This window comes from Marinigracilibium pacificum (assembly GCF_012926615.1).
Lineage (GTDB): Bacteria > Bacteroidota > Bacteroidia > Cytophagales > Cyclobacteriaceae > Mangrovivirga > Mangrovivirga pacifica.
Map to the genome: position 1 here is coordinate 39,314 of NZ_JABBNU010000014.1, position 14,331 is coordinate 53,644.

The 14,331-nt window shown below is 36.1% G+C and carries 9 protein-coding genes; 7 read left to right on the top strand and 2 right to left on the bottom strand.

What is annotated here, in order from left to right; genetic code table 11:
* Positions 1–2: 2 nt before the first annotated feature.
* Positions 3–1,061: an aminotransferase class V-fold PLP-dependent enzyme gene (locus tag HH304_RS19305; protein WP_169684929.1), complete on the bottom strand. Its 1,059-nt coding sequence runs from the start codon at positions 1,059–1,061 to the stop codon at positions 3–5.
* Positions 1,058–4,741, bottom strand: coding sequence for a phosphoribosylformylglycinamidine synthase (gene purL, locus HH304_RS19310; RefSeq protein WP_169684930.1), 3,684 nt, complete (start codon positions 4,739–4,741; stop codon positions 1,058–1,060). Before purL ends, HH304_RS19305 begins: the two co-directional genes overlap by 4 nt.
* Positions 4,742–4,984: 243 nt before the next feature.
* Here purL and HH304_RS19315 point away from each other — a divergent pair, with 243 nt between their 5' ends.
* The 7 genes from HH304_RS19315 to HH304_RS19345 all read left to right on the top strand — a co-directional run bounded on the left by HH304_RS19315 (position 4,985) and on the right by HH304_RS19345 (position 14,307).
* Positions 4,985–5,650 (top strand): TetR/AcrR family transcriptional regulator, encoded by a 666-nt coding sequence (locus HH304_RS19315; protein ID WP_169684931.1) that lies wholly within the window; start codon positions 4,985–4,987, stop codon positions 5,648–5,650.
* Positions 5,640–6,998: a TolC family protein gene (locus HH304_RS19320; RefSeq protein WP_169684932.1), complete on the top strand. Its 1,359-nt coding sequence runs from the start codon at positions 5,640–5,642 to the stop codon at positions 6,996–6,998. The genes HH304_RS19315 and HH304_RS19320 overlap by 11 nt, the downstream gene beginning before the upstream one ends.
* A 40-nt stretch (positions 6,999–7,038) precedes the next feature.
* The gene (locus tag HH304_RS19325) at positions 7,039–8,178 is read left to right on the top strand and encodes an efflux RND transporter periplasmic adaptor subunit (RefSeq protein WP_169684933.1); all 1,140 of its coding nucleotides are present in this window, start codon (positions 7,039–7,041) and stop codon (positions 8,176–8,178) included.
* 8 nt (positions 8,179–8,186) lie between these two features.
* Positions 8,187–11,630 (top strand): efflux RND transporter permease subunit, encoded by a 3,444-nt coding sequence (locus tag HH304_RS19330; protein WP_169684934.1) that lies wholly within the window; start codon positions 8,187–8,189, stop codon positions 11,628–11,630.
* Between the two features lie 86 nt (positions 11,631–11,716).
* Positions 11,717–12,976: a metallophosphoesterase gene (locus HH304_RS19335; RefSeq protein ID WP_169684935.1), complete on the top strand. Its 1,260-nt coding sequence runs from the start codon at positions 11,717–11,719 to the stop codon at positions 12,974–12,976.
* 35 nt (positions 12,977–13,011) lie between these two features.
* Positions 13,012–13,596, top strand: coding sequence for a phosphatase PAP2 family protein (locus HH304_RS19340; protein WP_169684936.1), 585 nt, complete (start codon positions 13,012–13,014; stop codon positions 13,594–13,596).
* Positions 13,597–13,602: 6 nt separating this feature from the next.
* Positions 13,603–14,307 (top strand): SDR family oxidoreductase, encoded by a 705-nt coding sequence (locus HH304_RS19345; RefSeq protein ID WP_169684937.1) that lies wholly within the window; start codon positions 13,603–13,605, stop codon positions 14,305–14,307.
* Positions 14,308–14,331 lie beyond the last annotated feature (24 nt).

Consider the following 14,331-nt stretch of genomic DNA (forward strand, 5'->3'; position numbering starts at 1 on the left):
CGTTAAATAATTTCTAAAAAACTCAATAATTTATTTACTTCCTTTTTCTTTAAAGCCGGAAAGTTAGCAATTCTGAAGGTTTCATCCTTCCAATTACCATACCCTTTTCCTAAAATTATCTCGGCATCTTCTGCCAGGTTGTGAATAGAGTCTTTAGTAGAAAGATATTTTAATGCTAAAACTGTAATCGATCTTTTAGATTTTTCTTCAATAAGCCATTCTAATGAAGGGTTGTTGTTTATTTTAGAATTGATTTTTTTGTATCGGGATCTTAATTCTTTTTCAACCTTTTCAATGTTATTTCTCTTACTCATTACCCTATTTAGTAGATAAATATTGAGAATGTTTGGTGTATGAGTTGTTTGAAATTTCTTTGCCTGATTGATAATATTGACAAGGCTGTTATAGTGATCAGTATTGTTTAATTCGTAAGCTCTTTCTAATGCTCTTGGAGATAAAACCATTACACCTAATCCCGCAGGCAATCCGAAACACTTTTGTACACTTGCATACCAGATATCAGCCAGATTAAAAGGTAATTTATATCCTGCCATAGAAGATGTAGCATCAACACAAATGATGGCTTTGCCCTGTACTTGCCTGAGTGCTAAAATCTCCTCATAACTTAAGGCTGTTCCATTAGAGGTTTCATTGTGAGTAATACAAAATGTATCTGCCTTGATCTCTTGAATCTCGCTTATTGGAAGGTCTTTATTTAAATCGAAGCTTAAAGATTCTGTCTTGTAGCCTAATTTCGATGTGTTATTGAACCATTTTTCTCCAAATGACCCATTAAAGCAATGAACACTTTTCTTTTTTATGATGGATTGTGCAATTATCTGCCAACATTCTGTTGCTGAACTGACAAACGCAATAGTATAATCAGCGGGAATGTTAAGGTTCTTTTTTAACATTCCCACTGTTGATTTATATAAGTCAATAACTTGTGGACTTCTGTGATTGAAACTCATGAACCCTTCATCATAAGCATCACGCAAATACTTGGGTATTCGGCGATCTACTCGTGAAGGTCCAGGGAGCAAAAACAGTTTTTCACTCATTTGTTATTGTTTTCTATCCATTGTTTAGCATTTACGAAAGCTTCTACCCAAGGAGTAATCTCATCATTTTTGTTTTCTTCTGAGATGTATGCCCAGTTCCATGGGAATAAACTTCTTTCAAGGTGTGGCATCATTGCTAAATGACGTCCATCCTTACTGCTTACTGCAGCTGTGTCATATTGAGAGCCGTTAGGGTTACCAGGGTATCCCGAATAGGAGTATTTTCCAACAATATTAAAGTTGTCTTCCTCGCCTTCGAATACAAATTTACCTTCCCCGTGAGCTACCCATACACCAAGTCTGGTTCCTGATAATGATTTTAACATTACTGTGTCATTATCAGGGATTGTCATGTTTACGAAACCAGATTCAAATTTATGTGAATCATTATGGTGCATAGTCGGATGTGAATCACCCATTTCAGGCCATAATAATCCAAGTTCCATCATTAATTGGCATCCATTACAAACACCTAAACTTAATGTGTCTTCTCTTTTGTAGAAGTTGTGAAGTGCCTCGTTTGCTTTCTCATTGAATTTAAATGCTCCGGCCCATCCTTTAGCAGAACCAAGAACATCTGAGTTACTAAACCCACCAACGAATACAATCATGTTCACATCTTCAAGAGTTTCTCTTCCGGAGATAAGGTCTGTCATATGGACATCTTTAACATCGAATCCAGCCAGGTAAAGTGCCCAGGCCATTTCTCTGTCACCATTAACTCCTTTTTCTCTAATGATTGCAGCTTTAATGTTGTTTTTTTCTCTTCTATCCGGGTTTATGCCTTTTGAAGCATATGAACCAACGAAGTTTTCAGGGAATTTGAACTCAAGTTTTTGCTCAGGAATATTATTATATCTTTCTTCGGCTAGTTTAGCTCCACTCTGTTGCTGGTCTAGCAAATAAGAAGATCTCATCCATAGCTTTCGAAGATATGATACACTTTGAGAAATATTTACATCTTCTTTAGTAATATCAATTGTACCTGAAGTATTTGGATTTCCTATGTTGATCGCCTTCAATCCCATGTCTTTGAAAGCTGCGATAACTTCCTCACCATAAGTAGTCTGAACGATTACACCAGGGTTTTCACTAAACAAGGCCGTAACCAAATCAGATTTTAAATCAGATAAATCTATGTTTACACCAACTTCTGATGATCCGAAACACATTTCAGCGATTGCAGTAAACAAACCACCTGAAGAAATATCATGACCCGCCATTATCTTACCTTGCTTGATAAGTTTCTGAAGGGTTTTAAAAGTGTCTTTAAAGTAATTAACATCAACATCCGGGCATTGATCACCAATTTTACCTAATAACTGAGCAAATGATGATCCTCCTAATTGTTGTTTTTTATTACTGAAATCAATATAAATGATGTCAGTATTATCATCCGGTTGAAGTACCGGTTCAATAGTTTTTCTGATGTTTTCTACTTCACCTATTGCTGAAATGATAACTGTACCCGGTGAATAAACTTTGCCATCTTTATATTTCTGGGTCATTGAAAGCGAATCTTTTCCCGTAGGAACATTGATTCCTAATTCAACACAGAAATCACTGACTGCTTCAACAGCATCATAAAGTCTGGCATCTTCTCCAGGGTTGTTGCAAGGCCACATCCAGTTAGCACTAAGGCTGATTCCTTCTAATCCGGAAGTAAGTGGTGCCCAAACAATATTAGTTAATGCCTCTGCAATAGAAAGTCTTGAGCCCGCGGCAGATGAAATCAATCCTGGAACCGGTGCATGGCCTATTGAAGTTGCAGTACCTTTAACTCCTTGATAATCTGCTGCGATTACAGCAACGTTATTTAAAGGGATTTGAATTTCACCGGCAGTTTGCTGCTTTGCTACTTTTCCTGTTACTGATCTGTCAACTTTGTTAGTTAACCAGTCTTTACTGGCCACTGCTTCAATTTGAAGAATATCTTCAATATATTTTCCTAATAGGGAAGTACTATATTTTATAGGTCCAAACTCAGGTTTGATATTGGTGTCTTCCATAATTGTCTGAGGAGACGAACCAAAAAAGTGACTTAGCTTTAAGTCAATTGGGTTTTTGTCTTTTTTTCCTTTGAATACAAGTCTCATGTCGCCAGTGATTTCCCCAACTTTGTATAGAGGAGCTCTTTCGCGTTCTGAAACTTTCTTAAGTGTTTCAAAGTCCTTTTCTTTCATGATCAGTCCCATTCTTTCCTGAGATTCGTTTCCGATAATCTCCTTTTCAGAAAGAGTCGGATCACCAACTGGAAGTTTGCCTACTTCAATCTCTCCACCTTTTTCTTCAACTAACTCAGATAAGCAGTTAAGGTGTCCGCCTGCACCATGGTCATGAATTGAAACGATTGGATTCTCATCACTTTCGGCCATTGCACGAATAGCATTGTAAACCCTTTTTTGCATTTCAGGATTTGAACGCTGAATTGCATTAAGTTCGATAGCATTCGCAAATTCTCCGGTAGCTACAGACGATACTGCACTACCACCCATTCCGATTCGGTAGTTGTCGCCACCCATAACGATAATTTTATCGCCAGTTTCAGGAGTTGCTTTTAAGCTATCAACTTTTTTACCGTATCCGATACCTCCTGCAAGCATGATTACTTTATCAAAGCCCCAGTGTGTATCGTTTTCTTTATGTTCAAATGTCAGTAAGGATCCACAGATTAATGGTTGCCCAAACTTGTTACCAAAATCGCTGGCACCATTTGAAGCCTTAATCATAATTTCAAGTGGTGTCTGATATAACCATTCTCTTGGCTGAGTGTGGTTTTCCCAACTGCGGTTTGACTCAGTTCTTGAATATGAAGTCATGTATACAGCAGTACCGGCAACTGGCATTGATCCTTTTCCACCCGCAATTCTATCTCTGATCTCACCACCCGAACCTGTTGCAGCACCATTAAATGGCTCAACAGTGGTTGGGAAGTTATGTGTTTCAGCTTTTAATGATAAAACACTGTCAAATTCTTTGATTGCAAAATACTCAGGAATGTCCTGTCTTACCGGAGCAAACTGCTGTGCTCTTGGCCCCTCGACAAAGGCTACGTTGTCTTTGTAAGCAGAAACAATTTTATTTGGGTGTTCTTTGGAAGTTTTCTTGATTAACTGGAATAAAGATGATTTCTTCTCTTTTCCATCGATAATGAACTTACCGTTAAATATTTTATGTCGGCAGTGCTCCGAGTTTACTTGTGAGAATCCAAATACTTCAGAGTCAGTAAGCTTTCTGCCTAATTCTTTACTTACATTTTCAAGATATTCAATCTCTTCATCATTCAGGGCTAAACCCTCAGATTCATTATAAGTTCTGATGTCATCAATTTCTTTGATTTCTTCAGGATCAATATTTACATCGAAAATTGACTGGTTTAGCTCTTCATACACATGCTCAAGCATTTTGTCGAAGCCTTCACCTTCTTTCATTTCGTAAAACTGCTCGATCCTGTCAATGCCATTAATACCCATGTTCTGGGTAATCTCTACAGCATTGGTACTCCATGGAGTGATCATTTCAGTTCTAGGACCTTTGAATTTTCCTGTGAGCTTAGGAGAGTCTATTCTTTCAGCTTTGCCAAGCAGCCAGTGAAGTTTTGTAGATTCGTCCTCTGTGGGTAATTGATTTGTAGAAATTACAAATATGTTATTGTGAACACCTTTATAAAAAAGAATCATCGATGAAATGCGGTTATTTTTTTACACTGCAAAGGTATTATTACTGGGTGATTTATAAAACGTCCTAATGAAAATAATATCAGGAATATCTAATGAGTCTCAACCATTAATGTCTGATTAATTCCGTTTGTGTAATTGAATTGTCATTTTCATCGAATACGTAAACAAATAGCCTGGTTTTTCGTTGATAGAAACGCAGGAAACTTTTAAACTTGCAAAAGTTTCCAGAGGTAATAGCTTAAGATGCAGGAAGAACAAAAGACTGAAATACAAACACAAAGAGAAAAGATACTCGAAGAGGCCTATGCACTGTTTATGAAATATGGTATACGTTCTGTAACCATGGATGATTTAGCATCGAGCATTGGAGTGTCCAAGAAGACTATTTATTCCCACTTTGATGATAAGAATGGACTTATTCTGGAAGGGACAAAGTATTTATTGTTTCAAAAACAATGTGAAATTGATCAGTATAAGCATAAAGCTGATGATGTGATCATTGAAATGGGTTTAATATCAAAGCATATACGCGAAAGCTTTCAGTATATGAACCCGACAATGTTTTATGATATGAAGAAATTCTACCCTGAAAGCTGGGCTTTGTTTCAGGATTTTAAGGAGAATGTTTTTCGTAAAGAGGTTGTCAGATCAATCAAAGAAGGTATTAAACAAGGGTATTTTAGAGAGGATATTGATCTTGATGTGGTATCAAAAATTAGAATGATACTTTTTGATTCGGTATTAAATATGGATGAGTTTTCTCCTCAGGAATACAATATGGCAGACCTTCAGATTAAAGTTTTTGATTTTTTCGTAAGGGGATTGTTAAGCGAAAAAGGACTAAAACGATATGAAGAAATCTACAAATCATTTATTAGTGAACAAAACCAACAAAACAGTGACTCATAAAGTAGTATTTTTATTAGGATTAGTTTTGATCGGCGTAAATGCTTATGCGCAAGAGCCCGGTCAACAGGTTGATTCTGTATTTTCTTTACAGGATTGTATTAATTATGCACTTGAGAATAATGAATCATTGATTAAGTCTAATATTGAAAGAGATATTTCTCAGGCTGAAATCAATGAATTTGTTGCACAGGGATTACCCCAAATCAATGCCAACGCCAATGTTACTTATAATATTAAGCAACAGCAGGTGATTATTGAAGGTGATAATCCTTTTGCTCCTTCAAATGGTGAGGGAGGTCCTGTTGCTTTTGCATTAGGAACAAAATATAGTGGAAGCGCAGGGATTGAATTAACTCAATTGATTTTCAATGGTAGTTATTTCGTTGGGGTTCAGGCTACAAAAACTTTAAAGGAGCTTTCTGATAAGTCTTACATTAAAACACAAATTGATGTTAAAGAAAATGTTATTAAAGCTTATTACACAGTTTTGGTAGCACAAGAAAGACTTGACCTGATTAAGTCCAACCTTTCGCGAATTGATTCTATTCTTACTGAAACACAACTTTTGTTTGATGAAGGTTTTGTTGAAAAGATTGAAGTAAACAGGTTGAAGATTAATCACAATAATCTTAAGACTTCCTACGAAAACAATCAAAGAAGTGTTGAAATCGCTAAGGAACTGTTGAAATTTCAAATGGGTATGCCAATTGATCAAAACCTGACAATTAGTGAGACTATCAGAGATATTCAATTCAAGGATCTGGAAACTAACATTGAATCGTTTCAATATGAAAATAGAATTGAGGTTAATATTCTAGAAACACGCAGGAAGCTCACTACTTATAATATGAAAAACACAAAAGCTCAATACATGCCTGTTATTGATGCATTTGCAAATTATGGAGCGATTGGTGGTCGTAATGATTTTGGTGACCTAATGAAATTTTCCGAAAGTTGGTTTGATTTTTCAAATGTTGGAGTCAGGATATCAATTCCGATTTTTGATGGGTTAAGAAAGTCTTCTATTATTCAACAAAGAAAACTTGAGCTAGATCAGTTAGACCAGGACTCACATCAGCTTAAGAATAATATTGACCTTTCAATTAAGCAAGCACGAATCGATGTTGAAAATGCTGTAAATACACTAAAGACCCAGGAAGAAAATATGGGGCTTGCGAAAGATGTGTATGATGCTGCCCAGCTTAAATATAAAGAAGGAATCGGATCCAGCCTTGAATTAACTGAGGCTAACTCTGAGTATTTAACAGAACAAAATAACTACTACATTGCTCTTTTTGAGGCGCTAATGGCTCGAGTTGAACTTGAAAAATCATTAGGACTTCTTTAAATAATTTGACCAAATAATAACTATTGAAATAAATAATAAGATGAAAAATAAAGTAATTATTCTTTTAACATTAGCATCTGTTATTGCTTTTACTTCTTGTGAGAAAGATCTTGAAGCAAAAAAGGAAGAACTTAAGGCATTAAAAAAAGAAGCTTCTGAATTACAAGGCAAGATTACATCACTTGAAAGTGAGATTGTAAAGGAAGATCCCGAATTTGGGGTTAAGAAGGTTAACAAGATTCCTGTTTCGGTTGAGAAAATCGTTAAGAAACCTTTCGCAAATTATATTGAAATTAACGGTAGTGTATCTACTGATAAAAATATTACACTGGCCTCTCAGGCTAATGGTCAGATAGAGAAAGTATATGTTTCAGAGGGTGATAAAGTTTCTAAAGGACAAACTTTAGTAGTGTTGGATACTGATATTCTTAGAAATAATATCAATGAGGCTGAGTCTTCTTATAACCTAGCGAAAACAATGTACGAGAAAAGGAAGAAACTGTACGACCAGGGAGTTGGTAGTGAAGTAGATTACTTAAATGCTAAAACCCAGAAAGAAACTCTTGAAAACAGAATTGCCAGTTTAAAGTCTCAATTGAGTAATTCAATAGTTAGAGCGCCATTTTCAGGAAAGATTGATGGTGTTATGGCTAAGGAAGGTGAAGTGGCTATGCCGGGAATGCCAATGGTACGAATAGTAAGCCTTAATGATCTTAAGATTGAAGCTGATGTTTCAGAAAAATACATTGGTAGTTTCCATAGAGGTGATAGTGTGGAAGTATTCTTCCCTGCTTTAGGAGAAAACTATAAAACTGTAGTTAGTGCGGTTGGTGATGTGATTAACCAGGCAAACAGAACATTTTCACTACAAGTTAGAGTTCCTAAGAACAATGATTTGTTAAAGCCAAATCTAATGGCGACAATTCGATTAGCAGATTATAAAAATGAAGAGGCATTTGTAATTCCTGATAAAGTAGTACTTCAGGATAGTCGTGGTTTTTATGTATATCAGACTGTAAAATCTGAAGAAGGACTGAAAGCCGAGAAGAAGTATATAAAGATCGGTGAAACGTTTGATGGTAAAGCAGAAATTTCTGAAGGTCTTGAAGAAGGTGCTTCTGTAATTGTTACAGGATATAGAGATGTAGCTGAAGGGACTATTGTTGAAATCGCTAAGTAATTAAGATTATGGCTGAAGAAAACAAAAACAATAAAAAGGACGAAGTTCTTAAAGAATTTGGTCTTACAACAGGTGCACTAAAGAATAAGACAACTGTTTTTTTCCTTACCTTTCTACTTGTTGTAATGGGACTGATCAGCTATAGAAGCCTTCCGAAAGAAAACTTTCCGGAGGTGAGTCTTCCGACAATTTATATTGGAACACCATTTCCTGGAAACTCTCCGGCTGATATAGAAAACCTGGTTACCAGACAAATAGAAAAGGAAGTCAATACGATTAGTGATGTAAAAGATATCCGTTCAACATCAGTACAGGATTACTCTACAATTATTGTTGAGTTTAATTCCGATGTTGATGTTCAGGAAGCTTTAATTGATGTAAAAGATGCAGTGGATAAGGCAAAGCCTGAATTACCAAGTGATTTGCCTCAAGATCCGAATGTTTTTGAACTTAACTTTTCTGAGTTTCCTATTCTTAAAGTAAACCTGACTGGTAATCTGAGTCAGGAAGAGTTAAAGGAACATGCTGAGAATCTTAAAGATGAAATTGAAAATGTGTCTGAAATTTCTGAAGCTGAGATTGTTGGTATCGACGAAAAGGAAATGAAAATTCTTGCCGATCCTTATAAGATGGCCGCAAGAAGAGTGACATTTAGCGATATCGAAAATGCTGTTAAAGCTGAAAACCTGACAATGTCGGGAGGTAGTATCAAACAAGATGATATTCGTAGAACTGTAAGGATTGTAGGAGAATTTGAAAGAGCCAGACAGATTGAAGATATCATAGTCAAGAGTGAAAAGAACAATATTGTTTATCTAAGAGATGTTGCCGACGTTCAGTTCGAGTATGCTGATAAGTCAAGTTATGCAAGATTAGAATCCAAAAATGTAGTTGCTCTTGATATTAAGAAGCGAAGTGGTGAAAACCTGATTCTTGCTACCGAAAAGGTAATGAAGATATTGGATGAATATAAATCCAGAGATGAATATCCTGCGGAATTGGAGTTAACACTTACCAATGACCAGTCAAAAATGACTAAGGACATGGTTTCTAACCTTGAGAATAATATTATTTCCGGTGTGATTCTGGTGACCTTGACTTTATTATTCTTCCTGGGGACAAGAAACTCTCTTTTCGTTGGGATGGCTATTCCTTTATCAATGTTTATGGCATTTGCTATTCTGGGAGCACTGGGTATCACCATTAATATGATGGTGCTTTTTGCCTTGATTATGGCACTCGGTATGCTTGTCGATAATGGAATTGTGGTTGTTGAGAATGTTTACCGTTTAATGGAACAGGGCTATAGCTCATGGGATGCTACCAAATATGGAGTTGGTGAAGTAGCTATGCCGATTATATCATCTACTGCTACTACACTTGCGGCATTCCTTCCGCTTATGTTCTGGCCAGGTATCATGGGTGAGTTCATGTATTATCTGCCTACAACATTGATGATTACATTAGGATCTTCATTATTTGTTGCCCTGGTAATTAACCCGGTATTCATTGGTTCATTCATGAGACTTGATGAACGAACTTTCAATAGAAAGAAGATGCTAGTGAGATCCATCATTGCGCTGGTAATTGCTGTTGCATTAATCGTAGAAGGATTAATAGTTGATAAATACAATGTTACAATAGCTATAGGCAACATAATAATTCTGATTGTTGCTCTATTGTGGCTTAACATTCTTGTACTCAATCCACTTTCAGAAAAGTTTCAGGAAGGATTTTTACCAAAGCTGGAATCATTTTATGAAAAGACTTTAAGATTTGCTCTTAGAGGACACAACTATATATTCTTCTTTGTTGGAACCATTATAACTTTATTCCTATCTATTTTCCTATTTGTATGGAAAATGCCAAAAGTGGAATTCTTCCCTGAAAACGTTCCTAAATATGTCAATGTTTTCATTGAGTTTCCAATCGGAACAGATGTTGAAAAGACTAATGAATTTACAGTTAAGGTGAATAACAGGCTGGATAGCTTGATCAAGCCTTATCGACCTATCATCGAGTCTGTTGTTACAAATGTTGGTCAGGGAACTGCTGATCCTGGTGATCCTTCAGCAGTAAGCATGAATGAAACTCCTAACCAGGCAAGGATAACAGTAAACTTTGTTGACTACAAGTATCGTCAGGGTATGGATACTCAGCAAGCGCTTAATGATATCCGTGAGGGTATGCAAAATGTTGCGCCTGGTGTTGCCATTACCGTTGCCAAAGACCGTAACGGTCCTCCTGTAGGTAAACCAATTAGTATCGAGATTTCCGGAGAAGATTATGACAAACTAATTGAACATACTGAAAACGTTGTTACAAAAATTAATAACTCTGGTATTCAGGGAATAGAAAAGCTTAAATCTGACCTTGAAACAGGTAAGCCTGAATTGTTAATCGATATTGATAGAGATAAAGCCAGAAGATTTGGTGTTTCAACTTATAGTATTGGTAACGAACTGAGAACTTCAATTTTTGGTAAGGAAATCGGTCAGTATAAACTAGGAGAAGATGATTATGATATCGAGCTAAGGCTAGCTGAAGAATATCGTTATGATCTGAATAAACTGATGAACAGGGATATTATTTTCAGAGACCAGTCATCGGGTAATATACATCAGGTGCCAATTTCATCAGTGGCAGATGCAGAGTTAAGTACTACTTACGGTTCTATTAAAAGAAGAAACCTTGACAGAGTAGTTTCTATTACCTCAAATGTACTCGCAGGGTATAATGCAACAGAGATAACCCAGCAGTTGAAAGATTTGTTATCTGAATATAGTCTGCCTCAGGGGTATGAAATTAAATTTACCGGAGAGCAGGAGCAGCAGGCTGAAGAAATGGAATTCCTGAGTGGAGCTCTAATTCTTGCGATATTCCTGATATTCTTGATTATTGTGGCTCAGTTTAATAAAATAACTGCACCATTAATTATTATGACGTCAGTTGTATTGAGTACTATTGGTGTATTCCTTGGATTGGTATTCTTTAATATGACCTTCGTAGTAATTATGACTATGATTGGGATTATCTCTTTGGCTGGTATTGTTGTAAATAATGCAATTGTATTAATTGACTTTATCGAGCTAATCAGGGAAAGAAAACGTGCCGAGCTGCATTCAGATGCAAGATTGAGTATGCATGATATCCTTGAATCAATTGTGGAAGGTGGTAAAACACGTCTTCGTCCTGTATTACTTACAGCGATTACTACAGTTTTAGGATTGATCCCTCTTGCAGTTGGAATCAACATTGATTTCATAAAGTTCTTTACAGAATATCAGGCTGATTTTTATATTGGTGGTGATAATGTGATTTTCTGGGGACCAATGTCCTGGACGATTATTTTCGGTCTATCCTTCGCAACTTTCTTGACGTTGATAATTGTTCCGGTGATGTATCTGATTTTTGATAAGATTAATAACAAATTCGGTTTGTCTAAATATTAAAAACCGAATTAAATAAATCTCGTTAATTTAAAGAAAATACTCCTGTTCATATTAGTCAGGAGTATTTTCTATTAATAATGCGTATAATGAATACCATATTAGTTCTGTTGATCATCCTGGCATTTATGCTGGCGATTGATATATACTTTTTTCAGGCAATAAAAACAATTGTAGCTGATAGTTCTCAGGTTACACGGCGTGTTACAACCATTTCTTATTGGTTATTTTCTTTCATTCTTTCTGCAGGTATTGTTTATGTTTTTCTGATGAATGACCGCCATGGTCTGGGGAGAGTTATTATCCTTGTCGCTTTCGGAACAGTAATTTCAAAAATAATTGGTATTCTATTTCTTTTGTTTGACGATATCCGAAGAGGTGTGGTCTGGCTTGTTGATAATGTATTTTACCGTGGTGATGCCAAAATTACTGAAACAATAAGCAAGGTTACTGAGGAAGGAGAGGGGATTTCTAGAAATGAGTTTTTAGCTAAATCTGCAATAATTTCATCACTGGCCCCAATTGCGGCAATGGGGTTTGGGATTTTAAGCGGTGCTCATGATTACAGAGTTCGTAAAAAGGTAATTACTTTGCCAAATCTTCCAAAAGGTTTTGATGGATTAAGAATAGCTCAAATCTCAGATATACATTCTGGTTCATTTTTTAATAAGACAGCCGTAGAAGGCGGTGTTGAAATGTTACTTGATGAAAAGCCTGACGTTGTATTTTTTACTGGCGATCTGGTTAATGAGGATTCAAATGAGGTTAAAGATTATACAGAAATCTTTATGCAGGTAAAGGCACCTTTGGGAGTTTTTTCAACTTTAGGTAATCATGATTATGGCGACTATAAACGATGGCCTAATGAAAAAGCGAAAGCAGCCAATCTTCAAAAGCTTTTTGATGCTCATAAATACATGGGCTGGGAATTGCTGAATAATGAAAACAGAATCTTGAAAGAAGGTGGTGATCAACTGGCAATTATTGGAGTTGAAAACTGGGGGCTTGGTTTTAAGAAAGCGGGAGACCTTAAAAAAGCCCTAATAGGAACAGAAGAGTCAGCCACTAAATTATTATTATCACATGATCCTACACACTGGGATGCTGAAGTCAGACCGATGAGTGATGTGGATGTTATGTTTGCAGGTCATACCCATGGTTTTCAATTAGGAATAGAAATTGGAGATTTCCGATGGAGCCCTGCTCAATACCGATATAAACAATGGGCTGATCTTTATGAAGAAAATGGTCAGTACCTATATGTAAACAGAGGGTATGGTTACATCGGGTATCCCGGTAGAATTGGAATGCCACCTGAAATTACCATAATCGAATTGAAAAGGGCTTGACAATTGATTAACTTCACGCCGATCAATTTGAAGTTATGATAGAAATACTTTTAAAGTGGGATACGGCTTTATTTTTAGCACTTAATGAACTCCACTCGCCGATTAGTGACCAAATTTGGCATATAATTTCAGAAAAGAAGACCTGGTTTCCTCTTTATCTTTTTATAATTCTCTTTACAGTATGGAAATATAAGAAAGATTCATGGTGGATGATTCTCGGATTTATTGCCGCAGTTGGATTAGCAGATTGGGTAGCAAGCGGGTTATTCAAGCCTTATTTTGGTCGATTACGTCCTTGTCATAATGAAGAGCTTATGGGACTTGTCCATATTGTAAATAATCATTGTGGAGGGAAATATTCATTTATGTCATCTCACGCTTCAACAACTTTTGCGTTGGCATCCTCATGGTACTTTTTTATGAGAGATAGATTCTCGTGGATGAAGTACTTTTTGATATGGTCTGTAATCGTTGCTTATTCCAGAATTGCCTTGGGTGTTCATTATCCACTTGATATTATTTGTGGAGGATTAGCTGGGTTTTTAATTGGAATGTTGATATTTTATCTCTTTACTTTCGTTAAACAAAAGATTACAGGAACAACCATTCAAAAAGTTTAGATTAATATGAATCAATTGGCAATCGTAACAGGGGCGACAAAGGGTATCGGAAAGGCATGCGTAACTGCATTTGCCAAAGAAGGACTTGATATTGTTGCCTGCAGTCGTCACAATTCTGAATTAGAAACTTTAAAACAAGAGATAGAATCAACTTTTGATGTAACAGTTCATATTCAGGTGGTTGATGTTTCAAAAAAAGAAGAAGTTTTATCTTTTGGGAAATATATTAATTCAATTAATCAACCAATAGCTGTTCTATTGAATAATGCCGGTGTGTTTATTCCCGGAAGTGTTCATGAAGAAGAAGATGGAATGCTCGAAAAAATGATTGAAACTAATTTGTATAGTGCATATCATTTAACAAGGGCTATTGTTCCCCGGATGAAATCCCAAGGAACGGGTCATATATTTAATATGTGTTCAATTGCTAGTTTTCAAGCGTATGCAAATGGAGGTTCATACAGCATAAGTAAATATGCTATGCTGGGTATGAGTAAAAATTTGAGGGAAGAATTAAAGCAATTTGGAATCAGGGTAACAGCTGTAATGCCGGGAGCAACATATACTGCCAGCTGGGAAGGTTTTGATATTGACCAGGACAGATTAATGAAAGCTGAAGATGTTTCGAATGCAGTATTATCTGCTTTTAAAATGTCAAAGGGCACAGTGGTTGAAGACATCGTTTTAAGACCTCAGTTGGGCGATTTGTGATAATAAAATATTAATAAACACTAT